The sequence below is a fragment of the Nonomuraea sp. NPDC003560 genome (assembly GCF_042878785.1).
Lineage (GTDB): Bacteria > Actinomycetota > Actinomycetes > Streptosporangiales > Streptosporangiaceae > Nonomuraea.
In genome coordinates this window covers 14,615-37,916 of record NZ_JBIAOF010000020.1, presented here as the reverse complement: position 1 = coordinate 37,916, position 23,302 = coordinate 14,615, and the positions used below count along the sequence as shown (strand labels likewise).

27 protein-coding genes and 1 pseudogene are annotated in these 23,302 nt (G+C 74.0%); 12 read left to right on the top strand and 16 right to left on the bottom strand.

The annotated features are described in order from the left end of the window. The first annotated feature begins 395 nt into the window (after positions 1–395). Positions 396–779: a VOC family protein gene (locus tag ACFYUV_RS48330; RefSeq protein WP_387682238.1), complete on the top strand. Its 384-nt coding sequence runs from the start codon at positions 396–398 to the stop codon at positions 777–779. Between the two features lie 11 nt (positions 780–790). Here ACFYUV_RS48330 and ACFYUV_RS48325 read toward each other — a convergent pair whose 3' ends face one another. The 5 genes from ACFYUV_RS48325 to ACFYUV_RS48305 all read right to left on the bottom strand — a co-directional run bounded on the left by ACFYUV_RS48325 (position 791) and on the right by ACFYUV_RS48305 (position 5,230). Further along, positions 791–1,579, bottom strand: coding sequence for an alpha/beta fold hydrolase (locus ACFYUV_RS48325; protein WP_387682235.1), 789 nt, complete (start codon positions 1,577–1,579; stop codon positions 791–793). A 194-nt stretch (positions 1,580–1,773) separates the two neighbouring features. Beyond that, positions 1,774–2,430: a response regulator transcription factor gene (locus ACFYUV_RS48320; RefSeq protein ID WP_358297483.1), complete on the bottom strand. Its 657-nt coding sequence runs from the start codon at positions 2,428–2,430 to the stop codon at positions 1,774–1,776. Beyond that, entirely contained in the window at positions 2,427–3,578 is a 1,152-nt protein-coding gene (locus ACFYUV_RS48315) for a sensor histidine kinase (RefSeq protein WP_387682232.1), read from the bottom strand. The genes ACFYUV_RS48320 and ACFYUV_RS48315 overlap by 4 nt, the downstream gene beginning before the upstream one ends. Before the next feature lie 163 nt (positions 3,579–3,741). Next, positions 3,742–4,563 carry an SDR family NAD(P)-dependent oxidoreductase gene (locus ACFYUV_RS48310; protein ID WP_387682229.1) on the bottom strand — a complete coding sequence of 274 codons (822 nt, stop codon included), beginning with the start codon at positions 4,561–4,563 and terminating at the stop codon, positions 3,742–3,744. A 190-nt stretch (positions 4,564–4,753) separates the two neighbouring features. Further along, positions 4,754–5,230: an NUDIX domain-containing protein gene (locus tag ACFYUV_RS48305; RefSeq protein WP_387682226.1), complete on the bottom strand. Its 477-nt coding sequence runs from the start codon at positions 5,228–5,230 to the stop codon at positions 4,754–4,756. A gap of 198 nt (positions 5,231–5,428) precedes the next feature. On the opposite strand from ACFYUV_RS48305, the gene ACFYUV_RS48300 reads away from it, so the two are divergent. Then, positions 5,429–6,334, top strand: a complete 906-nt coding sequence (locus tag ACFYUV_RS48300; protein WP_387682223.1) for a hypothetical protein — start codon at positions 5,429–5,431, stop codon at positions 6,332–6,334. Between the two features lie 116 nt (positions 6,335–6,450). On the opposite strand, the gene ACFYUV_RS48295 is transcribed toward ACFYUV_RS48300, so the two are convergent. Both ACFYUV_RS48295 and ACFYUV_RS48290 read right to left on the bottom strand, forming a co-directional pair. Further along, positions 6,451–7,401 (bottom strand): sulfotransferase family protein, encoded by a 951-nt coding sequence (locus ACFYUV_RS48295; protein ID WP_387682220.1) that lies wholly within the window; start codon positions 7,399–7,401, stop codon positions 6,451–6,453. 80 nt (positions 7,402–7,481) lie between these two features. Further along, positions 7,482–8,936 (bottom strand): MFS transporter, encoded by a 1,455-nt coding sequence (locus ACFYUV_RS48290; protein WP_387682217.1) that lies wholly within the window; start codon positions 8,934–8,936, stop codon positions 7,482–7,484. 98 nt (positions 8,937–9,034) lie between these two features. On the opposite strand from ACFYUV_RS48290, the gene ACFYUV_RS48285 reads away from it, so the two are divergent. Continuing rightward, a complete protein-coding gene (locus ACFYUV_RS48285; RefSeq protein WP_358297465.1) occupies positions 9,035–9,454 on the top strand; it encodes a MarR family transcriptional regulator in 420 nt (139 codons plus the stop codon). A 220-nt stretch (positions 9,455–9,674) separates the two neighbouring features. On the opposite strand, the gene ACFYUV_RS48280 is transcribed toward ACFYUV_RS48285, so the two are convergent. Beyond that, entirely contained in the window at positions 9,675–9,851 is a 177-nt protein-coding gene (locus ACFYUV_RS48280; protein ID WP_189650423.1) for a hypothetical protein, read from the bottom strand. A gap of 114 nt (positions 9,852–9,965) precedes the next feature. Between ACFYUV_RS48280 and ACFYUV_RS48275 the strand changes: the two genes are divergently transcribed. Together ACFYUV_RS48275 and ACFYUV_RS48270 are read left to right on the top strand one after the other, a co-directional pair. Continuing rightward, positions 9,966–10,418, top strand: coding sequence for a MarR family winged helix-turn-helix transcriptional regulator (locus ACFYUV_RS48275; RefSeq protein ID WP_387682213.1), 453 nt, complete (start codon positions 9,966–9,968; stop codon positions 10,416–10,418). Positions 10,419–10,531: 113 nt separating this feature from the next. Next, on the top strand, positions 10,532–11,527 hold the full coding sequence (locus tag ACFYUV_RS48270; protein ID WP_387682210.1) for a serine hydrolase domain-containing protein: 996 nt from the start codon (positions 10,532–10,534) through the stop codon (positions 11,525–11,527). A 20-nt stretch (positions 11,528–11,547) separates the two neighbouring features. On the opposite strand, the gene ACFYUV_RS48265 is transcribed toward ACFYUV_RS48270, so the two are convergent. The 3 genes from ACFYUV_RS48265 to ACFYUV_RS48255 form a co-directional block, all read right to left on the bottom strand. Further along, positions 11,548–12,384 (bottom strand): SMP-30/gluconolactonase/LRE family protein, encoded by an 837-nt coding sequence (locus ACFYUV_RS48265; protein WP_387682207.1) that lies wholly within the window; start codon positions 12,382–12,384, stop codon positions 11,548–11,550. A gap of 83 nt (positions 12,385–12,467) precedes the next feature. Further along, positions 12,468–12,932, bottom strand: coding sequence for a Clp protease N-terminal domain-containing protein (locus tag ACFYUV_RS48260; protein ID WP_387682204.1), 465 nt, complete (start codon positions 12,930–12,932; stop codon positions 12,468–12,470). Next, a complete protein-coding gene (locus tag ACFYUV_RS48255) occupies positions 12,929–13,144 on the bottom strand; it encodes a hypothetical protein (protein ID WP_352324434.1) in 216 nt (71 codons plus the stop codon). Before ACFYUV_RS48255 ends, ACFYUV_RS48260 begins: the two co-directional genes overlap by 4 nt. Positions 13,145–13,244: 100 nt before the next feature. Between ACFYUV_RS48255 and ACFYUV_RS48250 the strand changes: the two are divergent. From ACFYUV_RS48250 to ACFYUV_RS48240, 3 genes and pseudogenes are all read left to right on the top strand, one after another. Then, a pseudogene (locus tag ACFYUV_RS48250) lies at positions 13,245–13,826 on the top strand (mandelate racemase); the annotation flags it as partial. A gap of 106 nt (positions 13,827–13,932) precedes the next feature. Next, positions 13,933–14,151, top strand: a complete 219-nt coding sequence (locus tag ACFYUV_RS48245) for an enolase C-terminal domain-like protein (RefSeq protein WP_387682201.1) — start codon at positions 13,933–13,935, stop codon at positions 14,149–14,151. Between the two features lie 18 nt (positions 14,152–14,169). Beyond that, entirely contained in the window at positions 14,170–15,966 is a 1,797-nt protein-coding gene (locus ACFYUV_RS48240; protein WP_387682198.1) for a glycoside hydrolase family 15 protein, read from the top strand. Here ACFYUV_RS48240 and ACFYUV_RS48235 read toward each other — a convergent pair. Both ACFYUV_RS48235 and ACFYUV_RS48230 read right to left on the bottom strand, forming a co-directional pair. After that, on the bottom strand, positions 15,932–16,408 hold the full coding sequence (locus ACFYUV_RS48235) for a hypothetical protein (protein WP_352363651.1): 477 nt from the start codon (positions 16,406–16,408) through the stop codon (positions 15,932–15,934). The two genes, ACFYUV_RS48240 and ACFYUV_RS48235, sit on opposite strands and share 35 nt — an antisense overlap. A 157-nt stretch (positions 16,409–16,565) precedes the next feature. Further along, positions 16,566–16,895, bottom strand: a complete 330-nt coding sequence (locus tag ACFYUV_RS48230) for a cupin domain-containing protein (protein ID WP_387682195.1) — start codon at positions 16,893–16,895, stop codon at positions 16,566–16,568. Positions 16,896–17,007: 112 nt separating this feature from the next. Here ACFYUV_RS48230 and ACFYUV_RS48225 point away from each other — a divergent pair, with 112 nt between their 5' ends. Continuing rightward, on the top strand, positions 17,008–18,189 hold the full coding sequence (locus ACFYUV_RS48225; RefSeq protein WP_387682192.1) for an aromatic acid exporter family protein: 1,182 nt from the start codon (positions 17,008–17,010) through the stop codon (positions 18,187–18,189). Positions 18,190–18,246: 57 nt separating this feature from the next. Continuing rightward, positions 18,247–18,843 carry a GNAT family N-acetyltransferase gene (locus tag ACFYUV_RS48220; RefSeq protein WP_387682189.1) on the top strand — a complete coding sequence of 199 codons (597 nt, stop codon included), beginning with the start codon at positions 18,247–18,249 and terminating at the stop codon, positions 18,841–18,843. Between the two features lie 7 nt (positions 18,844–18,850). Here the strand turns inward: ACFYUV_RS48220 and ACFYUV_RS48215 are convergent, their stop codons facing one another. Then, the gene (locus ACFYUV_RS48215) at positions 18,851–19,447 is read right to left on the bottom strand and encodes a TetR/AcrR family transcriptional regulator (RefSeq protein WP_387682186.1); all 597 of its coding nucleotides are present in this window, start codon (positions 19,445–19,447) and stop codon (positions 18,851–18,853) included. 85 nt (positions 19,448–19,532) lie between these two features. Between ACFYUV_RS48215 and ACFYUV_RS48210 the strand changes: the two genes are divergently transcribed. Together ACFYUV_RS48210 and ACFYUV_RS48205 are read left to right on the top strand one after the other, a co-directional pair. Then, the gene (locus ACFYUV_RS48210) at positions 19,533–20,558 is read left to right on the top strand and encodes a hypothetical protein (RefSeq protein WP_387682183.1); all 1,026 of its coding nucleotides are present in this window, start codon (positions 19,533–19,535) and stop codon (positions 20,556–20,558) included. A gap of 1 nt (position 20,559) precedes the next feature. Then, complete coding sequence (locus ACFYUV_RS48205) at positions 20,560–21,462, top strand: aldo/keto reductase (protein WP_387682180.1); 903 nt, start codon at positions 20,560–20,562, stop codon at positions 21,460–21,462. A gap of 10 nt (positions 21,463–21,472) precedes the next feature. Here the strand turns inward: ACFYUV_RS48205 and ACFYUV_RS48200 are convergent, their stop codons facing one another. Both ACFYUV_RS48200 and ACFYUV_RS48195 read right to left on the bottom strand, forming a co-directional pair. Further along, positions 21,473–22,114: a response regulator gene (locus tag ACFYUV_RS48200; RefSeq protein ID WP_387682178.1), complete on the bottom strand. Its 642-nt coding sequence runs from the start codon at positions 22,112–22,114 to the stop codon at positions 21,473–21,475. Beyond that, the gene (locus ACFYUV_RS48195; protein ID WP_387682175.1) at positions 22,102–23,292 is read right to left on the bottom strand and encodes a sensor histidine kinase; all 1,191 of its coding nucleotides are present in this window, start codon (positions 23,290–23,292) and stop codon (positions 22,102–22,104) included. Before ACFYUV_RS48195 ends, ACFYUV_RS48200 begins: the two co-directional genes overlap by 13 nt. Positions 23,293–23,302: the final 10 nt, after the last annotated feature.

Below are 23,302 nucleotides of genomic sequence, written 5' to 3'. Positions count from 1 at the left end.
ACGAAAAGGAGAACCTGCTTGGAACTCAAGCGCTTCCCGGCTGTAGCTTTCAAGATCGACCTCGGGGCGTCGGAGGGCCGTGAACGCAACTCGCAGCACTCTTCCCTCCCGGGCGGCGGAGTCCGCAGACCGTCCGCCGACCATGGCGCACGGGGATGGCAGGACCCGCAAGTGACCCGCAACCTCCCCCGCCGCCGCGCTCACTGATCCCCCTCCCGCGACGACCGCCCCTCACCCCTGACCACGTTCACCGCCGACGCCGTCCGCTGCGGGCCACGGCCACGGCGGGCCACGGCCGCTGGGGGCGTGGGCCGTCGTGGTCGACGTCGGGCAGGGCCGTCCTGACCGGCGGCTCGTGTTTCGTTCAGCCGTTCTCATCTCTCATGGAGACCTTCTTGCAGATCACCACGTCCACCGTCTCGCTCACCGTTGACGACGTCGCCGCCTCCCAGGCGTTCTTCACCGAACACCTGGGCTACACCGTCCGGGTCGCCGCGGACGGGTTCGCCTCGCTCACCCGCGCCGACGCGACGGACATCGTGCTGCTCGCCCGTGGCATCGAGGTCCTGCCGCCGGAGCAGCGCGACCAGCACGCCTCCGGCCTCATCCTGGCCTTCACCCTGGACGGCGGCCTGGACGGGCAGGAGAAGCTGCTGCGTGACGCGGGCGTCGCGATCACCATGCCGCTGCGCGAGGAGCCCTGGGGTGAGCGCCTGTTCCAGGTGACCGACCCCAACGGGATCGTCATCCAGTTCGTCGAATGGGTGACTCCCGCCTGACCGGGGCCGCCTCAGCCGGTCTCGCGGGCCTGGCCGTCGAGGAAGTCCGCCACGAGCGCCGCGAACTCCGCCGCCTGGTGCTCCAGCGGAATCATGCCGCCCTTGACCACGGCCTGGGTGCTGTGGGGAAGGGCGGCGGCCAGGCGTTCGAGCTCGGGGAAGGCGAAGGGGTCGTCGGTGGCTCCGACGACCAGCACCGGACAGCGGACCAGCCCGACTCGCTCCTCCATCCGGTACGCGGCCACCGCCTCGTGCCCGCGCTCCACCTCCGGCAGGACCGTCAGCGCGTCGCGGACGAACCGGGTCAGCAGCGGCCACGGGTAGTAGGGGGCCCGCCGACTCCACAACTCGCCCAGATGGGAGCCGTCGGACTGCTCGCGCACGGCGTCGATGGAGGGATGGCCCACACGCCGCCGCCGCCCTTCGGGGTCGACCATCGGCGTGGACGACAGCACCAGGGCGGTGACGCGGTCGGGCGCGCGCGCCGCCGTCTCGACCGCGATGACGCCGCCCGTGTGGTGCCCGGCCACGGCGGCTCGCGGCAGGCCGAGGGCGTCCATGAGGGCTAACACGCCGGCGGCGTAGGTCTCGATCGAGTGCTCGGGCGGGCGGGCGGAGTTGCCGAAGCCGAGCGTGTCCATGGCGATGGCTCGCCGGGTGCGGCCGAGCAGGGGGAGCACCTCGCGGTATTCGTCCCATGAGCGGGGGGTCTGGTGCAGCAGGAGCACCGGCTCGCCCGTGCCGCACGAGGCGTGATGGATCTGGCCGAACGGGGTGTCGGCATAGCCGAATCTGATCACGGCGTCTCCTCCTGCCTGCTCACCAGGGGCGGACCGGCCCCGTCGCGCGGACGATCACCGCCAGGGTGCGCCCCCGGCCGTCCTCACGTCCTGACGCCCTCACGATCGCAGACGGAACTCCGCCGCGCATCAGCCCCTGGTCTGACCTTGCACCCCCGCCGGTGAAGAACACTTGTGGACGCCGGACGGCCCCGCTACCCGATCCGGTACCCGACGCCCGGCCGGGTGCTGATCACCGGCGGTTCGCCCAGCTTGCGGCGCAGGCGGCCGACGGTGACGGTCACGGTGTTGGTGAACGGGTCGGCGTGCTCGTCCCAGACCTGTTCGAGCAGGGCCTCGGTGCTCAGGAAGCCGGGCGACGCGCGCAGCAGCGCCTCCAGCACGGCGAACTCCTTGACCGAGAGTTCCAGCGGACGGCCGTCCCGGGTGACGGTGTGCCGCAGCGGGTCGAGCTCGATCCCGGCCCCGCGCAACGTGCGCGGCCGGGCGCCGGGACGGCGGCGCGCCAGCGCCCTCACCCGCAGCACCAGCTCCGGGAAGTGGAAGGGCTTGGCCAGGTAGTCGTCGGCGCCCAGGGTCAACCCGCTCACCCGGTCGCCGGGCGAGCCGGCCGCGGTCAGCATCAGGACCATGGGACGTTCGTCCTGGTCGGTGAGCATCTGGCAGAGGGTGTCGCCGTGGATGCCCGGCAGGTCGCGGTCGAGCAGCACCACGTCGTAGGGGGCGAGGTCGAGCTTGGCCGCCGCCTCCAGCCCGTCGTGGGCGACGTCCACGGCCATGCCCTGGTCGCGCAGGCCCTCGGCGAGCACGGCGGCCAGCGCCCGCGCGTCCTCCACCACCAGCACCCTCATGCCGGCAGCCGCACGGTGGCGCGCAGCCCGCCCTCGGGGCGGGCCGCGAGGTCGAGGCCGCCGCCGTGCGCCTGCGCGACGGCCGCGACGATCGACAGGCCGAGCCCCGAGCCGTCCGCCGACCCGGTGCGGTCCGCGCCGAGCCGCTGGAACGGCCGCGCCAGCCGCGCCACCTGTCCGGGGTCGAGCCGGTCCCCGCCGGACTCCACGACCAGGCGTGCCCACCGGCCGTCGGCCGCGGCCTCGACCCTGATCCAGCCGCCGTCCTGGTTGTGGACGATCGCGTTGTCGACGAGGTTGTGCACCATACGCGTGACCAGCGCGACGCTGCCCCGCGTCCGCACTCCCTCGGCGACGCCCTCGTCGTCCAGGGTGAGGCGACGGGCCGCGAGGTCGGCGGCGCGGGCGTCCAGGGTGTGCCGCACCAGGTCGCCGAGCGTGATCGCAGCGGCGTCGGGCAGGCTGCCGTGCTGGGCGCGGGCCAGCGCGAGCAGGCCCTCCAGGAGCCGGTCGACCTGGTCGAGGTCGGTGCGCAGCCGGTCGGCCAGCGCCAGCGTCTGGTCTGGTACGGGCTCCGGCTTCGCCACGGCAACGTCCAGCCGCGCCCGCATGGTGGCCAGCGGGGTGCGCAGCTCGTGCGAGGCGTCGGCGACGAACCGGCGCTGCGCGGCGAAGGCGCCCTCCAGGCGGGCGAGCAGCCCGTCGATGGTGTCGGCCAGGTCCTTGACCTCGTCGGCCGGGCCCGGCACGGCCAGGCGTTCGTGCAGGTTGTCGGCGGAGACGCGGCGGGTGGCGGCGGTGATCGTGCGCAGCGGGCGCAGCACCCGGCCCGCGACCACCCGGCCGAGCACGATCGACACCACGGCCATGACGGCCAGCGCGAGCACCGACCCCGCCAGGAGCTGACGCGACTGCGTGGCGTGCACGTCGGCGAGCTGGGCCTGGAGCAGGGCGATGTATTCCTCGGCGGCGGCCGGGGCCGGCCCGCCGCCGGGCCGCCCCGGCACCGGCACGGTCCGCGACAGCGGCATGCCGACGAGGTTGACCAGGACCAGCAGGCCCGCGCCGGAGGCCAGGAACAGCCCGCCGTACAGGAGGGTGAAGCGCAGCCGGACCGTACGTGCGGGCAGCCTGGGACGTGGCGGCATCTGTCTCCTTCCGGGGACTCCAGGATGCCGCCACCGACCTAACACCGGCATGACGGGGTCGGCCCTCCGCCGCCCACCGCTCACGCCCGCGGCCGTGAGACCGGTCAGGGCCGTGGGACCGGTCAGGCGAGCTCGACGAGCAGCCTGGCTGCGGTCCCACAGGTCAGGCGGGCTCGATGAGGGCCTGGCTGCGCTCCCACAGGCGGCGCGCCAGGCCGGGGTCGTCCGCCAGGCGGTGGACGGCCGAGGGGCGGCGCTTCTCGTAGTGGCCGCCGGGGGCCCAGTCGGCGCCCGGTCGCGAGGTGGCCAGCCAGACCAGGGTGTCGGCGCCCTGCTCCGGCGTGAGCAGGAACCGCTTCAGCGGCGTGTGGTAGAGCAGCCGCGCCGCGCTGTCGCCGCCGCCGGAGAAGTTGGTGGCCACCACGCCGGGATGGAAGGAGGCCGCGGCCAGGCCGTCCGCACCGTGGCGGCGCTGGAGCTCGCGGGTGAACAGGATGTTGGCCAGCTTGGAGTTGGCGTAGGCCCGGCTGCCCGAGTAGCGGCGCACCGCGTCGAGGTCGTCGAGGTCGAGCCGGGCGCGGGTGTTGATCAGGCTGGACGTCGTGACCACCGTGCCGCCGGCGGCCAGCAGCCGGGGCAGCAGCAGCGTGGTCAGCAGGAACGGCGCCAGGTGGTTGATCTGGAAGGTCGCCTCGTGGCCGTCGGGCGTGGTGGTGCGCGAGCCCATGATGGCCCCGGCGTTGTTGACCAGCACGTCGATGGCCGGGTGGCGGTCGAGCAGGGTGGCCGCCAGGTCGCGTACCTCTGACAGGCGCGCGAAGTCGGCCACGTGGTGGTCGGCCGCCAGCTCCTTCGCCAGCGCCGCGGTCTTGCCGGCCGACCGGCCGACGAGGACGACCTCGTCGCCCCGCTGTCGCAGGGCGCGTGCCGCGGCACGGCCGATGCCGTCGCTGGCGCCGGTCAGGACGATGGTCTTTCCCGCCATGGGCCCGATCCTTCCGCATCCGGCCACCACCATAGATCGCGGGGCAGCGCACCCGCCACGCCGGGGCGGCCCGTGGCCGCGCGTGAGGGGGCGCGGCGAGGGGCCCCGCAGTCAAGGGCCACGCGGTGAAGGGGCTCGCAGTAAAGGGCCGCGCGGTGAAGGGTCCCGCAGTCAGGGATGGGGTGCGCGGTCAGTGGTCGGTGGTGAGGAAGCGGGCGGCCGGGGCGTCGGCGAGGGCGGCGTCGAGGCGGGCGCGCATGTCGGCGCTCAGGTCCGGCAGCTCCCGCAGGGGGAACCAGCGGGCCTCGCTGTTCTCGCCGTCGGCCGGATAGGGGTCGCCGGACCGCCAGCGGCAGCGGAACACCAGGTCGAGGTAGCGGGCCCGGTCGCCGTTGGGGTAGGTGACCTCGCGCGTGACGTGCACCAGGGCCAGCCGTTCCGCGACGGCCCGTACGCCGGTCTCCTCGGCCACCTCGCGCAACGCGGCGTCGGCCGGCTGCTCGCCCGGGTCGATGATGCCGGTCACGGGCGTCCAGGCGCCGGTGTCGCTCCGGCGGACCAGCAGCACCTGGTCCTCGTGCAGCACGACCGCGGTCACGCCGGACAACCACAGCGGCTCGGTGCCGATCTTTTCGCGCAGCGCGAGGACGAACTCAGGGGTTGGCATCGGACCAGCATATGCGTGGGACGCAGGCCGCCGGAGGGGTCGCTGCGCGCCCGGCGCCGCGAAACGCGCCCGCACTTCCGGCGTGCCGGGCATGCGGCGGACGGCCATAACCCCATAAAGTCTATAGGTAATAAGGATAATCCCAAGGAGAGGTAAGCAGCCATGTCCGGCTCCACGTCCTGGCCTAGCCTCGGTTCCATGTCGATCGACGAGAACGCCCTGCTCCCCGATCCCGGCCGCGCCGTCGTGGCGGTCGAGCCGCCGGTCCCGGCGCACGGCCACTGGGCCGGGGCGCCGAGCGCCGTCGCCGCGGACGGGCTGATCTACCTCGCCTACCGCCTGCGCCGCCCGGTCGGCGAGGGCCGCGGGTACGCGGTCGTCGTCGCCCGCTCGTCCGACGGCGAGCGTTTCGAGCCGCTGACCACGATCACCCGCGAGGAGATGGACGCCGAGTCGCTGGAGCGGCCCGCACTGGTCCGTACCCCGCAGGGACGCTGGCGGCTGTACCTGAGCTGCGCCACGCCGGGCACCAAGCACTGGCGGGTGGAGGTCGTCGAGGCCGCCGATCCCGCCGCGTTCGACCCGCGCACCCGCACGACGGTGCTGCCGGGCGACCCCAAGACCGGGGTCAAGGACACCGTGATCGTACGGCACGGCGACGTGTGGCACCTGTGGGCCTCCTGCCATCCGCTGGCCGACCCCGACGAGGCCGACCGGATGGTGACCGACTACGCCACCAGCGCCGACGGCCTGGACTGGACCTGGCACGGCACCGCTCTGACCGGCCGCCCCGGCCTGTGGGACGCCCGCGGCGTCCGGATCAGCGCCGTGCGCTTCGACGGCGACCGGGTCGTGGCCTTCTACGACGGCCGCGGCAGCGCGGAGGAGAACTACGAGGAGCGCACCGGCGTGGCCGTGGGCGCCGACCCCGACGCGCTGGCCGCCCTGGGAGACCGGCCCGCCGCGATGTCGCCGCACCACGGCGGCGGCCTGCGCTACCTCACCTTCGTCGACCTCCCGGACGGCGGCCTGCGCCTCTACTACGAGTACACGCGCGCCGACGGCGCCCACGACCTGCGCACGGAACTCCGCCCGCCCCGCTGACCGGCCCGTCCCCGGTCGGCGTCGCGGTCAGAGGCCCGTGGTCAGGGGGCTCGTGGTCAGGGGGCTCGTGGTCAGGGGGCTCGTGGTCAGGGGGCCCGTGGTCAAGGGGCTCGTGGTCAGGGGGCGCGGCCGTTTCTGGCCTGGCGCTGGCCGGGCGGCCGGCTGCCGACCAGCCCGCCCGAACGTTCCCGCGGCCGCAGCCAGTCGCTGAAGTCCTCGCCGGTGACCTGCTGGAGCAGCTCGACGTCCGCCGCGAAGTAGGGGATCAGGCGCTGCCGCTGCGCCCACTCCAGCGGCCGGCGCGCCCGGCCGCGCCGCTGGAGCAGCCGCTCCAGCGGCCTGGACAGGGCCGCGGGAAGGGCGCGGCGCAGGGTGGACAGCAACGCGTGCCGCGCGCCGGGGTCCGGGTGCGCGGTCACGTTCTCCCTCGGGACGCCGGTGAGCAGCCCCTGCCGCACGCCGAGGAAGCCGCAGATGCGGTCGAGGGTCTCGGCCGGACGGTCCACGATGTCCCGGTAACGGAAGATGAGCACCTGGTCGCGGGGGAACAGGGTGAACAGGTGGGCGAGCTGCCCGCCGTACCGGCCGAGGGCGGTGTAGTGCCAGAAGTGCGCCCAGCCGGCCGCGATGCGCTCCGGCTCGGCCTCGCAGGCGCGGACGAGGTCGCCGATCGGCTCCAGGCCGGCCGACCACAGGTGGGTCCAGTTGGAGTGGGCGCGCTCGACCGGGTCACGCAGGCTCACGATGAGCCGGACGTGCGGGATCGTCTCCCGGATGCGGCGTTGGGCGTCCAGGTCGTACAGGTAGAAGGGGGTGGACTCGCCGGCGAGGGTGCCGGGGGGAGCGGCGGCGAACAGCGCCTCGTAGTCCGCGCGCCGCCAGACGTGTTCCCGGTAGGTCTCGGCGTCGCCCGGTCCGCCCCGTCCGGGCGGTGGCCCGTCGGTGAGGAAGAACTTCGGCTCCTTGATGGGCGACAGGAACAGGTCGGGGTGCGGGTGCAGCGCGGTGTGCAGCGCCGTCGTCCCCGCTTTGGGCACTCCCGCGATCAGGAAATCGGGCAAGGGCACCGTCAGCCTCCCAGTGACGAGAACCGGTATTGCCTGATTTTCCTACCAAATGTGTAGGAAGCCAAGAGGCTCCCGCGACGTCACCGTCGGGCGGGCGAGACGGCTGCGGCGGCCTCGTCCCCGGCCGTCCGGCCGCCGCGACGGCCGGGCAGCGCCATGGTGACGGCTGCGGCGGCCAGCGCAGCCCCGCAGCCGACCAGCATCCCGGTACGGAAGCCGGCCTCCGACGGCAGCGTGTGCGCGCCGAGCCGGATCGTCAGCTGCGACAGGATCACGCCGACGACCGCCGCCGAGACCGTCGTCCCGATCGAGCGCATCAGCGTGTTGAAGCTGTTGGCCGCGGCCGTCTCCGACCGGGGCACCGCGCCCATGATGAGGGCGGGCATCGCCCCGTAGGCCAGGCCGACGCCGAGGCTGCACACGCAGGTGACGACCAGCATGCCCCAGGCCGACCCCAGCAGGCCCATGGAGGAGCCGTAGCCGAGCGCCATGACCAGGCTCCCGGCGATCAGGGTGACCTTCGGGCCGCGCGCGGCCGACAGCCGGGCGCCGAGCGGCGAGACCGCCATCATCATCAGGCCGGAGGGGGCCATCCACAGGCCGGCGGCCAGCATCGACTGGCCCAGTCCGTGGCCGGTGGCCGCGGGGAGCTGGAGGATCTGCATGACGATCAGCGCCTGGGCGTACATCGAGAAGCCGACCATGATGGAGGCGAGGTTGGTCAGCAGCACCTGCCGCCGGGCGGTCACCCGCAGGTCCACCAGCGGCTCCGCGGCGCGCAGCTCCCACAGGGCCCATGCCGGCAGGATCAGCGCGGCCGCGCCGAGCAGCCCGAGCGTGGTGCCGCTCGCCCAGCCCCAGTCGGCGCCCTTGGAGACCCCCAGCAGCAGGCACACCAGCCCCGCGCCGAGGCCGAGCGCGCCCGGCACGTCCAGCCGCCCGGCCGCGCCCTCGCGGGGCAGCGGGGGAGTGGGCGGCACCAGCACCCGGATCAGCACCGCGATCAGCACGCTCAGCACGGCCGAGCCCCAGAACAGCACCCGCCAGCTCGCGTACTCGGCGACCGCGGCCGAGACCGGCAGGCCGAGGGCCCCGCCGATGCCCATGGACGAGCTCATCAGCGCGATCGAGGGGCCGAGCCGTTCGGGCGGCAGCAGGTCGCGCAGGGCGCTGATGCCGAGCGGGATCAGGCCCATGCCCATGCCCTGTAACCCGCGCCCGACGATCATGGGGGCGAGCGACCCGGCCAGCGAGCAGATCACCGACCCGGCGATCAGCGGCGCGGTGCAGACGAGCATCATGCGGCGCTTGCCGTACAGGTCGCCGAGGCGTCCGGTGACCGGCGTGGCGACCGCGCCGGCCAGCAGGGTGGCGGTGATCACCCAGGAGGCGTCGGAGGCGGTACTGTGCAGCAGCCGCGGCAGCTCGCCGATCAGCGGCACGACCAGGGTCTGCATGAGCGAGGCGACGATGCCGGCCACCGCCATCACGCTGACGATGCCGCCGGGGCGGGCGGTGGATGTGGAGCCCCCCACGTTGTTCTCCCGTCGTCGAAGGATGTGCACGCTACACATCATGTGTTATGTACATAATTCATGTAAGGTGCACATATCTCGCGAAAGGGGGGATTTGGATGGAAAAGCCCACACATCTCATCGAGTTCGAGACGATGTTGCTCGGCCGGCACCGGCACTACGACCGCAGTGCCCACCTCCTGCTGCGGCGGCTGCATGGCTCGGGCCCGATGTCCATCGGGCAGCTCAGCGACGCCTTCGGCCTGGACGTCTCCACCCTCAACCGGCACACCTCGGCCCTCCTGCGCGCCGGCCTGGTCGAACGCATCCCCGACCCCGAGGGCGGCATCGCCCGCAAGTTCCGCCTCACCGCGGAGGGCGAGCGCAGCCTCACCGAGGAGCGCGAGCGGAACGTGCGCGGCCTGGAGAAGGTGATGGCCGACTGGTCGCCGGAGGACGTCGCCGCCTTCGCCGCCTACCTCAGGCGCTTCAACACCGACATCGAACGCCTGGCCGGCCGCCCCTGGCCGCGTGCCTGAGCCGGGCCGCCCGGTCCTGGACGCGCGCGAGGGCCCCCGCCGGGACGGGCGGGGGCCCTCAACGCGTGGGCACCGGTGTGCGTGTCGCCTCTCGGCGAGGTGCACAACGCGGCTCCAGCCGAACGGTAGTCCGCGAAGGCGATAGGTGAGGCCCGGGGACACTGGGCACACCGGCCACGAGGGATGTAACGGCGGCCGCCGCCGGGATGTTCCCGGCAGATCAGGCGAAGTGCATGACGATGGCCAGGCCGACGAGGTGCGTGACCACCACCACGACCAGCAGCGTGACGAACACGAACTTGGCCGGGCCGTGCTCGAAGTGCTTGCCCTCCTTCAGCGGAGGCAGCTTGGCCTGACGCTCGGCGATGCGCTCCTCCAGCGGCTTGCGGTGAAACATGAGGTGTCCCTCTTTCGGCGGCCCGGCCACGGGTACGATTTGTGTGGCATCGATTTGCAGGCTATTAGTTTGTACACAAAGTAAGTTACCAGACGGCATCGGAGGCGTACACGCATGGAGCCTGTGACAGAGGCGACAGACCTGCTGGCGCTCGACCGGCAGGTGTGCTTCGCCCTCAGCATCGCCTCGCGCAGCGTGATCGGCCTCTACCGGCCGCTCCTGCAACCCTTCGGGCTGACCCACCCCCAGTACCTGGTGATGCTGGCCCTCTGGCAGCACGAGCCGCTGTCGGTCAAGGAGCTGGGCGAGCTCCTGCAGCTCGACCCCGGCACGTTGTCCCCGCTGCTCAAGCGGCTGGAGGCGCTGGGCTACGTCCACCGCGAGCGCAACAGCAAGGACGAGCGCGCCCTGGCCGTCACCCTGACGCCCGCCGGCCGGCAGCTCAGAGCCGAGGCGGAGAAGATCCCGCCGGCCATCGTCGCCCGGCTCGGCATGGACCTCGACGAGCTCCAGGACCTGCACGCCGCGCTGATGCGCCTGATCGCCTCGGCCCGCCGCGACGCCTGACCCCGCCCGCCGCACGCCGCCGTTAAGCAACCGCAGTTGACTACGTCCAGAATAGTCAACTACGGTTGCTCGCGTTCGCGGATCCGATTCGTGTCGCTGGAGGCAGCATGTCCATGACTCACCCCGATCGTCCGAGGTTGCGGCAGGTGCTCGACCGGCTGGTGGCCGACGACCGCGGGCCCGGCGTCGTGGCCGAGGTCCGGGACGGCGACGACCCGCCGTGGTTCGGCGCCGCGGGCGTGGCCGACCTGGAGACCGGCCGTCCCCGCGGGCCCGGGGAGCACTTCCGCATCGGCAGCTTCACCAAGGCGTTCGTCGGGACCGTCGTGCTGGGCCTGGCGGCCGACGGCGACCTGGCCATGGACGCCCCGGTGACCACCTGGCTGCCGGGGGTCGTCGAGGAGTACTTCCCCGGCGCCGACGCCGCCCGCATCACCCTGCGGCTGCTGCTCAACCACACCAGCGGCCTGCCGGACGCGATCCCCGGCCAGGAGACCCCGCCCGCCGGGGAGCCGGGCGAGCGGTTCGTCTACTCCAAGGTCAACTACAACCTGGCCGGGATGATCGTCGAGGCGGCGTCCGGCTCGACGCTCGCCGAGCAGATCGACCGGCGCGTCGCGGCCCCGCTGGGGCTGACCGGGACGTACCTGCCCGCGGCCGGCGAAGGGCTGCGCGACCCGCACGCCCGCCACTACTCCGGCCAGGACGAGACCGGCCAGGAGACGGTCCGCCACGACGTGACCGACGCCGACCTGTCGTGGGCCTGGGCCGCCGGCGGCATGGTCTCGACCACGGCCGACCTCCACCGCTTCCTGGCCGCCCTGCTGGGCGGGCGCCTGCTCCCGCCCGCCCAGCAGGAGGAGATGTTCACCACCGTGCCCACCGAGGGCGCCGGCTGGGTGCCCGGCGCCCGCTACGGGCTCGGCGTCTACTCCCAGCGGTTCGCGTCCGGCGTCACGCTCTGGGGCGGGGGCGGCTACATCCAGGGGTCGATGACGTACGCGATGGGCGACCGGCAGGGCGGCCACACCCTGGTCGCCAACGTGAACGGCGACTGGGGCGACTTCCTGGGGACCTGCGCCGACCTGTTCCAGGCCGACTTCGGCTGACGGCGCGGGCCCCCACCGGCTCAGACCAGCCCGGGGACGGCCACGTCGGCCGTCCTGACCTCGCCCGTCCGGCCGGCGAACATCTCCGCCATCCGCTCGACGCCCGGGAACACCGCGACGGTCATGAACAACGTCCGGCCGTCCGGGCCGCCGAGCGCGGCGGCGAAACAGGCCCGGTCGAGCTCGATCCGGTCGGTCACCTCGCCGCCCTCGCGCACCCGTACGCAGGCGGACCCCTGTTCGTCGTCCACCTGGGTCCAGATCGCGCCCTCGGCGTCCATGCAGATGCCGTCGCCGCCGATGGGCGCCCACACCCGGCGGCCGGACAGCCCGCCGTCCGCGTCGATGTCGAACGCCGTCAGCCGCCGCGTCCAGGACTCGGCGACGATCAACGTGGAGCCGTCCGGGGTCACCACCATCCCGTTGGGGAAGTACAGGTCCTCGGCGACCACCCGGGCCTCGCCGCCGGGGCCGACCAGGGCGATCACGCCGGGCGCGAAGTCGGCCCGGCCGAAGTCGAAGCCGACGCAGTTCACGTAGATCCGGCCGCGGCCGTCCACGACGACCTCGTTCGGCCCGGCCGGCAGCTCGCCCAGGTCGGCGTGGACGGACGTCGTGCCGTCCGGCTCCACGCGCAGCAGCTCGTGCTCGCCGGTCACCAGCAGGCGGCCGTCGGGCAGCCGGCCGAGGCAGAACCCGGCGGGTTTCGGGCCGCGGGCGACCACCTCGCGCTCGCCGTCCGGGGTGACGGCGACGATCTCCTGCACCCCCCAGTGGGAGAACCACAGCCTGCCCTCGTGCCAGCGCGGCGACTCGCCCACGCACAGCCCGGTCACCAATGTCTTCGTCTCGGTCATGTCGTCATGCCTCCTTCTGCCCTCTACACGAAGGGCGGGGGCCCGGATCGACATCGCCGGGAGGAAAAAGATCCGCGCCTGGTCTACAGGGCGGCGCGGGCGCGCTCGGCCAGCGCGGCGCGGTCGATCCCCGCCAGGGCCAGCGCCCGCGGGACCGTGCCCACCTCGGCCTGCAGGACGCCGAGCAGCACGTGGACCGGCCGCAGGTCCTTCTTGCGATGGGTGGCGGCCAGCCGCTCGATCGCCAGCCTGACCGACGCCCCGAGCTGCGGCCGCCGCTCGGGGTCGGGCGTCGAACGCAGGTCGAAGGCCGCGGCCGACACCCCGGCCGCGGCGAGGCTGTGCTCGAACTCCCGCCGCAACGCCGCCCGCACCCCCGCCTGGTCGAGCCCGGCCTCGGCCAGGATCGCCCGCGCCGCGGTGTCCTGCGGCGCCGCCATGGCCAGCAGCACGTGGTGGGCCTCGATCGTGGGGGAGCTCTCCGCGCGCGCCTCGGCCTCCCCTCGGATCAGCACGTCGTGCAGGTAGCGGTCGAACGCGCCGCTCATGCCCGCCTCCTCAGCTCGACCCCGGCCGCGATGAGCCGCTTGGCGTGCTTCTTGTGGACCGCCTGGCGGGTGACGCCGAGCGCCTCGGCCACCTGCGGCCAGCTCCAGCCCGCCCGCATCGCCTGCTCCACGGCGGCGTCCTCCAGCTGGTCGGCCAGGCGGCGCAGCGCGACCACGGCGGCGAGCGCGTCCGCGGGCTCCTTGACTGACATTCCAGCCACCCTAGGCGTCCGCACCGGGACAGGCAATTCAGGTTGCTTAAACGGGGTCGATGCGTCACACCGGGAGCCACCGGGTAGGGCCAGGGATGTCATGAGCACGATCGAGAACGCCGGGGCCGCCGCCTACCGCATCCCCACCGACCAGCCGGAAGGCGACGGCACGCTGGCCTGGCGGTCCACCACCATGGTCGTCGTCACCCTGACCGCCGCGGGCGTCACCGGCACCGGCTGGACCTACGCCCCGGCCGCCGCCGCCTCGGTCGTCACCGAGCTGCTGGCCGGCGTCCTGACCGGCGCGGACGCCGCCGACATCCCCGCCCTGCACGCCGCGATGGTCCGGCAGGTGCGCAACGCGGGCCGTCCCGGCGTCGCCGGCTACGCCGTCTCGGCCGCCGACGTGGCGCTGTGGGACCTCAAGGCGCGCCTGCTCGGCCTGCCGCTGACCCGCCTGTTCGGCGCCGCCCGGCCCGAGGTCCCGCTGTACGGCTCGGGCGGCTTCACCACCTACGACGACGAGGCCACCACCGCCCAGCTCGCCCACTGGGTCCACGAGCGGGGCATCGGCCGCGTCAAGATCAAGATCGGCGAGTCGTCCGGCACCCGCCCCGACCGCGACCTGCACCGCGTGGCCCTGGCCCGCCGCGTCATCGGCGACCGGGCCGAGCTGTACGTCGACGCCAACGGCGGCTACACCGCCAAACAGGCCGTCCGCCTGGCCGCGCGCATGCGCGAGCAGCTGGTTCGCCGCCGCCGCGATCGCCGCGGGCCACAACCTGCAGGTGTCCGCCCACTGCGCGCCCAACCTGGACCTCCCGGCCGCCGCGAGCACCGCCAACCTGCGCCACGTCGAATGGTTCCACGACCACCAGCGCATCGAGGCCGAGCTGTTCGACGGCGCCGCCGACCCCTCCGGCGGCCTGGCCCGCCCCCGGCCCGACGCCCCCGGCCACGGGCTGGAGCTGCGCGCCGCCGCCGCCGAACCCCACCGCGTGGCCTGACGGAAGGAGCGGGCGCCGATGCGGATCGAGGACTACGCCCTGATCGGCGACATGCACACCGCCGCGCTCGTCGGCCGCGACGGCTCGATCGACTGGTTGTGCCTGCCCCGCTTCGACTCGCCTGCCTGCTTCGCCGCGCTGCTCGACGGCCCGTCCGCCGGACGCTGGCTGCTGGCCCCCGCCGGCGGCGGCCGGGCCACCTCCCGCGGCTACCGCGAGGGCACCCTCATCCTGGAGACCACCTGGGACGGCCCCGGCGGCAGCGTCCGGGTGGTGGACTTCATGCCGCCCCGCGGCGAGGCCCCCGACGTGGTGCGGATCGTCGAGGGCGTGCGCGGCCGGGTCGAGATGACCATGGAACTGGTGCTGCGCTTCGACTACGGCCACGACGTCCCCTGGCTGCGCTACGAGCCCGGCGTGCTGGCCGCGGTCGCCGGCGGCGACGCCACCTGGCTGCGCACCCCCGTCGAGCTGTGTCCGGACGCCGACCGGCACCGCACCACCGCCTCCTTCACGGTGGGGGAGGGGCAGCGGGTGCCGTTCGCGCTGACCTGGCAGCAGTCGTGGCTGCCGCGCCCGGAACCGGTCGACCCGCCCGAGGCCCTGGCCGACACCGAACGGCTGTGGCGCGAGTGGGCCCGCCGGTGCGGCTACCAGGGGGACTACGACGAGGCCGTCCGCACGAGCCTGCTCACCCTCAAGGCCCTCACCTACGCCCCCACCGGCGGGCTCGTCGCCGCCGCCACCACCTCGCTGCCCGAGCAACTGGGCGGCCCGCGCAACTGGGACTACCGCTACTGCTGGCTGCGCGACGCCAGCTTCACCCTCCAGGCCATGATGACCGCCGGCTACGACGCCGAGGCGCGCGCCTGGCGCGAATGGCTGCTGCGGGCCGTCGCCGGGCACCCCGCCGACCTGCAGATCATGTACACCGTCGAGGGCGGCCGGCGCATCGCCGAATGGACCGCCGACTGGCTGTCGGGCTACGAGGGGTCCCAGCCGGTACGCGTCGGCAACGCCGCCTCCGGCCAGTTCCAGCTCGACGTCTACGGCGAGACCCTCGACTGCCTGCACCTGGCCCGCCGGTCCGGCCTGGCCATCGACGACGAGGCCTGGGACGTCCAGAACGCCCTGATGAACTACCTCGAAGGCATCTGGGACCGGCCCGACAACGGGCTGTGGGAGACCCGGGGGCCGCGCCGCCAGTTCGTGCACTCCAAGGTGCTGGCCTGGGTCGCGGCCGACCGCATGATCCAGGCCGTCGAGGCGTTCGGCCGCGACGGCCCGGTCGGCCGCTGGCGCGCCCTGCGCGAACGCATCCACCAGGACGTCTGCGCCCACGGCTACGACGCCGAACGCAACACCTTCACCCAGTACTACGGCTCGACCGGCCTGGACGCGGCCCTGCTGCTCATCCCGCGCCTCGGCTTCCTGCCGCCCGACGACCCGCGCGTCGTCGGCACCGTGGACGCGATCGCCCGCGACCTCGTCCACGACGGTCTCGTCCTGCGCTACCAGGCCGAGGACCAGGAGATCGACGGCCTGCCCGGCGGCGAGGGCACCTTCCTGGCCTGCTCCTTCTGGCTGGCCGACGCCCTGGCCGCGACCGGCCGCCGGCGCCGGGCCACCGAGCTGTTCGAACGGCTGCTCGGCCTGCGCAACGACGTCGGCCTGCTGTCGGAGGAGTACGACACCGTGCACCACCGGCAGGTCGGCAACTTCCCGCAGGCCTACAGCCACGTCTCGGTGATCAACAGCGCCACCGTCCTGTCGGGCAGGTTCAGGCCTGGGCGCCCTCGGCATCAAGCCGGGTGAAGGTGGCCCCGTGCAGCACGGCGCGGGCGCCGAGCACGTGCCCGTCGCACATCCTGGTCACCGTCCCGGCCTGGTCGGTCACCTTCCACCGGACCAGCTCCTGGCAGGGCCGGCCGGCCCGGTCCTGCGGCCAGGTGCGGTGGCAGACCCGGCACTCGGTGATGTTCGCCCGGTAGGACAGGGTGTTGCCGTGCTCGGGGCAGACGCCCCACGGCATGCCGCAGACCTGCTCGCGCTGCGCCCGCAGCCGGGCCAGGTCGCCGGCCGCCCGTTGCAGGTCCTCGCCGCCCCGGTCCAGCCAGTCGGCGGCGTGCCGCGCGGCCCGGAGCTGGTCGCCCTCGGGGGATCCGGCGGGCTCGGTGTCGCACAGCGAGCGCACCTCGGCGGCGAGGTCCTGAGCGCGGCGCGCGAGATCGCGCAGCTGGGCTGGGGTGACAGTCATGAGGGCTCTCATCTCGTCAGGGCCGGGCGGCAACGGTGGGCGACGGTCACGCGACGGGAACGGCCGGCCGGCCGCTCCCGCCCTCCAGTCTCCTCAGCCCGGCGCGCTCGTGGCGCGCTGGCGGCCCACGAGTTCGCGCGTCTGACGGCCGGGGGCGTCAGGACGTGGGGACGCCGCTATAGGCGGGCCCGAAGAACACCAGCGTCACCAGGTCCTCGGTGACGTCGTGGAAGCGGTGCTCCTCGCGGGCCGGGACGAACAGGGTGGTGCCGGGGCCGACCTCGATGGTGACGCCGCCCGAGGTGAAGGAGGCGCGCCCGCTGGTGACGACGTAGATCTCGTCCTCGGCGTGCGGCGACTGGCCGTCGACGGCGCCGGCCGGGATGGAGTACGTGCCGAAGCTGAGCGCGGGCACGCTCAGGTGCTCGGTGAAGTTGGCGGAACCGTCCGGGGCGGGCTCGAACCGGCCGCTGTTGATGATCTCCATGGCCCGTGATCCTCTCATGCCGGCGCGGGCGGGCCCGACGGCGGGAAGATGCTTGTGGCTTGCCCTAAATGTGGGTAAATGTCACGTCATGTGGCGTGGCTGGAGTGGCCGGTTGTCCGCGGCCGTCAAGCGTGAGCTGTCGTACGTGCGCGGGCAGGCCGCCGGGCTGGCCAAGCCGGGGTCGTACCAGCGGTTGCAGGCGTTGCAGATCGCCAAGGCGACGCTGGCGGCGGTGCTGGCCTGGCTGACGGCCAGCCGGCTGCTGGCGCTCGGCGCCACCTGGATCGCCCCCGCCACCGCGGTGATCATGGTGCACGCCACCGTGTACCGCACGCTCACCAACGGCCTGCGCCGGGTCGCCGCGGTCGGCGCCGGGGTCATCCTGGCCGGCAGCATCGGGCACCTGCTCGGCCTGGGCGTGCTCAGCCTGGTCCTGGTCGTGCCGCCCGCGCTGGTCGCCGCCCGCTGGCACCGCATGGGCAACCACGGCTCCGACGTCGCCACCACCGCCGTGCTGCTGCTCTCCTTCGCCGCCGCCTCCCAGGAGCGCTACCTGCTGGCGTACGTGCTGGCCACGGCCATCGGCGCGCTGAGCGGGGCGCTGGTCAACAGCGTGCTGTGGCCGCCGCTGTACCGCGACCGGCCCGACGCGGCCGTGCGCCGCCTGGCCCGCGAGACGGCCGCGCTGCTGACCTCCGTCGCCGAGGGCTTACGGGACGAGTGGAACCTCTCGGCGCTGCCCGACTGGGAACGCCAGGCCGTCCGGCTGGACGAGCACCTGGCCGACGCGGCCGCCGCCGTGGCCGACGGCGCCGAGAGCCGCCGTTACAACCTGCGTCACAGCCTCCACCCGGTCACGGCCGCGCAGGACCACGAGCAGGTGCTGCGCCGGCTGACCACGCTGGCCGCGCACGTGCACACGATCGTGCACGCCCTGGCCCACCTGGAACACCACGACGGGCCCTCGACCGACGTCAGCCCCGACTACGCCCGCGACTACGCCGACCTCCTGGACGTGCTGGGCGACGCCCTGACCGCCACCGTACGGCGCGACCCGGACCTCGGAAGGGCCCGCACCCTGCTCGGCCGGGCGGAGGCGCAGGCGAGCCGCATCCACGACCAGATGACGACGGAGATCCAGAAGGGCGAGGTCGCCCACCCGGCCGGCTGGGCGCTGAGCGGCAGCCTGCTCACCGACGCCGAACGCATCCTGGCGGTCCTGACCGACATCCTGGCGGCCACGCCCGGCGGCCAGGACGACGACAACCGCCCCTCGCCCGCCACCCGCCCCTGACCCGTCCGACCGGCCCCCGTTTGCCCGGGGAGCCGTCGCGCGGCACACTCGGGAACCATGCCCATCAGGTCGTTCCCCGAGCCGGACGTGCCTGCGCACCTGCTGGCCCAGGTGCGCGACCTGCAACGGGAGGCCTGGCCCGGCCACGACTTCCCCGCGCCCGACGGCGGCGGCCCCGCCCACGACCCCGCCCTCGCCCCCCGCACCATGCTCCTCCTCGACGAGGGCGACGGGCGCGAGGGCACGGTCCTGGCCGCCCTGGACATCCTGTCCAAGACCCTCACCCATGCCGGCCATCGGTTCCGCGCCGCGGGCCTGAGCACCGTGGTGACAAGGAAGGCCGCCCGCGGCCGGGGGCACGGCCGCCGCCTGGTGGGCGCCGCGCGCGCGGCCATCGCCGACGCGGGCTTCGACGTCGCCCTGTTCACCTGCGACCGCCCGCTCCAGGGCTTCTACGAGAGCGCCGGCTGGTCGGCGATCCCCGGCGCGGTGCTGGTCGGCGGCACCCCGCAGGCGCCCTTCCCCAGCGACCTGCCCGGGTTCGACAAGGTCACGATGGGCGACTTCCCCTCGCCCCACGGCCGGGCGCACCGGCTGTCGTTCCACCACGCGCGCGTCGAGCTCCACCCCGGGGAGATCGACCGGCTCTGGTGAGCCCGCCTCAGGCGTCCTGACCTCGCCGGACCAGCGGCAGGAAGACCTCGTCCACGATCTCCACGAGGACGTCGTCGGGCGCGCTGGGCGCCCCCCGCACCACGAACTCGTTGCGCAGCAGCACGATGGCCACCGTGGCGACCCTCGGGCGCAGCGACTCGGGGGCGGCCTCGCCGCGGGCCACCGCCCGTTCGAGGACGGCCAGCCAGGGCGCGGCCACCGCGTCGTCCGACTGCTCCTGGAGCTGGGCCAGCAGCTCGGCGGCGCCGCCCGCGGCGGCGATCAGGTCGCGCAGGATCGCGCCGAGCGGCGAGCTCCAGTAGCGGTTGGCCCGGCGCAGCAGCTCCAGGGCGTCGCCGCGCAGTTCGCCGGTGTCGGGCGGCGAGACCGTCGTGGCCAGCCGTTTGTAGGCGGCGACGCCGAGGGCCAGGCGGCCCGGCCAGCGGCGGTAGATGGCGTTCTTGTTGGTGCCGGCGCGGGCGGCGACCTTGTCCATGGTCAGCCCGGCGAAGCCCGACTCGGTGAGCTCGTCGGCCGCCGCGCTCAGGATCGCCTCCTCCAGCGCCACCCCGCGCCGCCGTGTCCGCCCGCCTGCCTCGGCCATCGCCACCCTCCTCGGTCTGAGGGTACCGACCGTACCTCATATGGGCTAAGGTACGGTCAGTACCGTAAATGAGAAGGGAACGCCCATGCGTGCCAAAGGCATCAGCTACGACACCGGTTTCGTCGTCAACGGGACGATCGGCCACCCGGGATTCGACCCCGACGTGGTGGCGCGCGAGATGCGCGTCATCAGGGACGACCTGCACTGCACCGCCGTCCGCGTCATGGGCGGCGACCCCGACCGCCTGGAGATCGCCGCCGGTCACGCCGCCGACCTCGGGCTGGAGGTCTGGTTCTCGCCCTATCCGCTGGAGCTGACCGAGGAGGAGATGCTGGCGCTGTTCGCCGACTGCGCCGAGCGCGCCGAACGGCTCAGGCGGCGCGGCGCCGAGGTGGTCTTCGTCACCGGAGCCGAGCTGTGCCTGATGAGCAAGGGCTTCCTGCCCGGGGACGACATCGACGAGCGGGTCGCCCTGCTGAGCCGTCCGGACCGGGTGCGCGAGCTGGTCGGCGGCGTGCGCACCCGGGTCAACGACTTCCTCGGGCGGGCGGTGGCCGTCGTGCGCGAGCGGTTCGGCGGCCGGGTGACCTACGCCTCCGTGCCGCTCGAAGGCGTCGACTGGACGCCGTTCGACCTCGTCTCCGTGGACCTCTACCGGTCGGCCGAGATCGTGGACGTGTTCGAGCAGGGCGTGCGCGGCCTCGTCGCGGAGGGCAGGCCGGTCGCGATCACCGAGTTCGGCTCGGCGACCTACCGCGGCGCGGGCGACCGGGGCGCGCTCGGCCTGGAGATCGTCGAGTACGCCCCGGGCACCCGCGAGCCCCTCCGGCTGACCGGCGAGCACGTCCGCGACGAGGAGGGCCAGGCCGCGTACGTGCGGGAGCTGCTGGAGCTCTTCGACGCCGCCGGCGTGGACAGCACCTTCGTGTTCACCTTCGCGCTGCGCGACCACCCGCACCGCCCCGACGGCGACCTCCGCGACGACCTGGACCTGGCCAGCTACGGCGTCGTCAAGGTCTACGAGGACCGCTCCGGCGCCGCCTACCCCGGCCTGCCCTGGGACCCCAAGGCCGCCTTCGCCGCCGTCGCCGGCCACTACGCGAGGCACTGACATGACGCTCCCTGCCACCACACTGGGCCGCACCGGCCTGCGCGTGAGCCGCCTCGGCTACGGCGCCATGGAGCTGCGCGGCCCCCGCGCCTGGGGCCCGCCGGTGTCCGACGACGCGGCCCGCGCCGTGCTGAACGAGGCCCTCGACGCCGGGGTGAACCTCATCGACACCGCGCCCGACTACGGCGACGCCGAGGAGCACATCGGCCGCTGGATCGGACACCGCCGCGACGAGTTCGTCCTGGCGGGCAAATGCGGCTGCCCCCTCGCCGAGGCCGACCCCGCGCACGACTACACGAGGGCGAACGTGCGCGCGGGCGTCGAGCGGAGCCTGCGCCGGATGCGCACCGGCCATCTCGACGTCCTGATGGTGCACCTCAGCCCGAGCGTCTCGGTGATGGCGGCCGAGGACACCGTCGCCGGGATGCGGGAACTCCAGGACGAGGGCCTGATCCGCTTCACCGGCATGTCGGGGGAGCTGCCGCACCTCCCCGAGCACATCGCGACGGGCGCGTTCGACGTGTTCCTGCTGCCCTACTCGGCGCTCGACCGCTCCCACGAAGGGCTCGTCGGGGCCGCCGCGGCGAGCGGGGCGGGCACGATCGCCCGCGGGGCGGTGGCCCGCTCGCTCGCGCCGCCGCCGGAGGCCGTGCCCGAGCCGGTGCGCCGGCCGCTGGCGCAGCGCCACGCCAGGCTCGCCGCCGCCCGCCTGGAGGAGCTGGCGGACGGCGCGCCGGTGACCGAACTGCTGCTCCGATTCATCCTCGGCCATCCGGAGCTGCACTCGGTGATCGTCGGCTCGGCCCGGCCGGAACACCTGCGGGCCAACGTCGCCGCCGCCGGCAAGGGCCCCCTGCCGCCCGACGTGGAGGCGGCCGTCCGCGCCCGCCTGGGCCCGGCGTAGGGGAGGCGGGTCACTGGTCGTCGAGGAAGGTGAGCACGGCCATGACCCGGCGGTGGCCGCCGTCCGAGACGGCCAGGCCGAGCTTGGCGAAGATGCTGCCGATGTGCTTGTGCACCGCGTTGTCGGTGATCGTCAGCCGCTCGCCGATCTCGGTGTTGCTCAGGCCCTGGGCCATCCAGGACAACACCTCCCGCTCCCGGCCGGTGAGGCTGTCCAGGCCGTGGCCCCGCCCGACCATGAGCTGGGCGATGACCTCGGGGTCCATGACCGTGCCGCCCGCGGCCACCCGGCGGACGTCCTCGACGAACTGGCTCACCCGGCTGACCCGGTCCTTCAGCAGGTAACCGACGCCGCCGGAGCCGTGCGCCAGCAGTTCGCGGGCGTAGATGCGCTCGACGTACTGGGACAGGACCAGGATGGGCAGGGCGGGGTCGGCGCGCCGGAGGGCGACGGCGGCCCTGATGCCCTCGTCGCGGAACGACGGCGGCAGCCGCACGTCGGCGATCACCAGGTCGGGCCGGTGCTCGGTGACGGCGTCCAGCAGTGCGCCGGCGTCCGGCACGACCGCGGCCACCTCGATGTCCTTGCTGGTCAGGAGCAGTTCCAGCCCCGTGGACAGCAGGACGTTGTCCTCGGCGATCACGACGCGCACGGCAGCTCCACGACAAGACGGGTGGGCCCTCCGGGAGGGCTGTCGATGGACAAGGTACCGTCGAGCGCGGCGGCCCTCCTGCGGATGCCGGTGACGCCGGTGCCGCGGCTCTCGTCCACGCCGCCCCTGCCGTCGTCGCAGACCTCGATGCGCAGCACGCGTCCGGACGCCAGCCGTACGGTGACGTGGCCGGCGCCGCTGTGCTTGGTGGCGTTCGTGACCGCCTCGGCCACGATGAAGTAGGCCGCCGTCTCGACCGCGGCGGGCACGGCGCCGAGGCCGCTCACGTCCGTCTCGACGGGCAGGCCGGCCTTGGCCGTCACGGCGGCCACCGCGCCGGCCAGCCCCCTGTCGGCCAGGACGGGCGGGTACATCGTCCGGATCACCTGCCGCAACTCGGTCATCGCCTCCTCGGCGCCCTCGTGCGCGTCCTTCAGCAGCCGGCCGACGGGCCCGCCGTCGTCGTCGAGCGCCTCGCGGGCCATGGCCAGCCGCATCGCGATGGCGACCAGCCGGGCCTGGGTGCCGTCGTGCAGGTCGCGCTCGATGCGGCGCAGCTCGGCGGCGTGCGCGTCGAGGACGTTCGACCTGCTCTCGGTCAGCTCGCCGACCCGCTCGGCCAGCCGGTCGGCCTCCGAGGGGGCGAGCGCGGCCAGGCAGGCGCGGGCGTGCAGCCGGGCCAGCCGAGGCAGCGCCCACCAGGCCAGCGGCGCGGCCAGGACGACCTGCGCGACGCCCATGCCGATCGCCTGCTCCCATCCGGTGACCGGGAGGGCCACCAGCAGCCGCAGCGGGTCGTCCGCGGGGAACAGCCACCACAGCGGGGCCTCCAGCACGGGGTTCACCAGCAGCCCGGCCACTCCGAGCGCGGCCAGCGCGGCGGGCAGGCCCACGACGACGTGCAGCGCCGTCCAGCGCAGGTCACGCCTGGCCCGCGTGCTCGTGAGGAGCTGCCGCCACTGGTCGCGCACCCCGGTCACGGCGGGCGGCGCCGGACGCGCCGGCACGGCGACCCCCAGCACCGCGCCGGCCTGCACGCGCTGCCACTCGGTCCACCGGTGGAGCACCGCCATCATGCGCGGCACCAGGACGAGCCCCGCCCCGCCCACCGGGACGAGCACGACGCCCACGGCCAGCAGCGCCAGCGAGACCATCGCCGCCAGGGCCGACGCGAACACGATCAAGTGA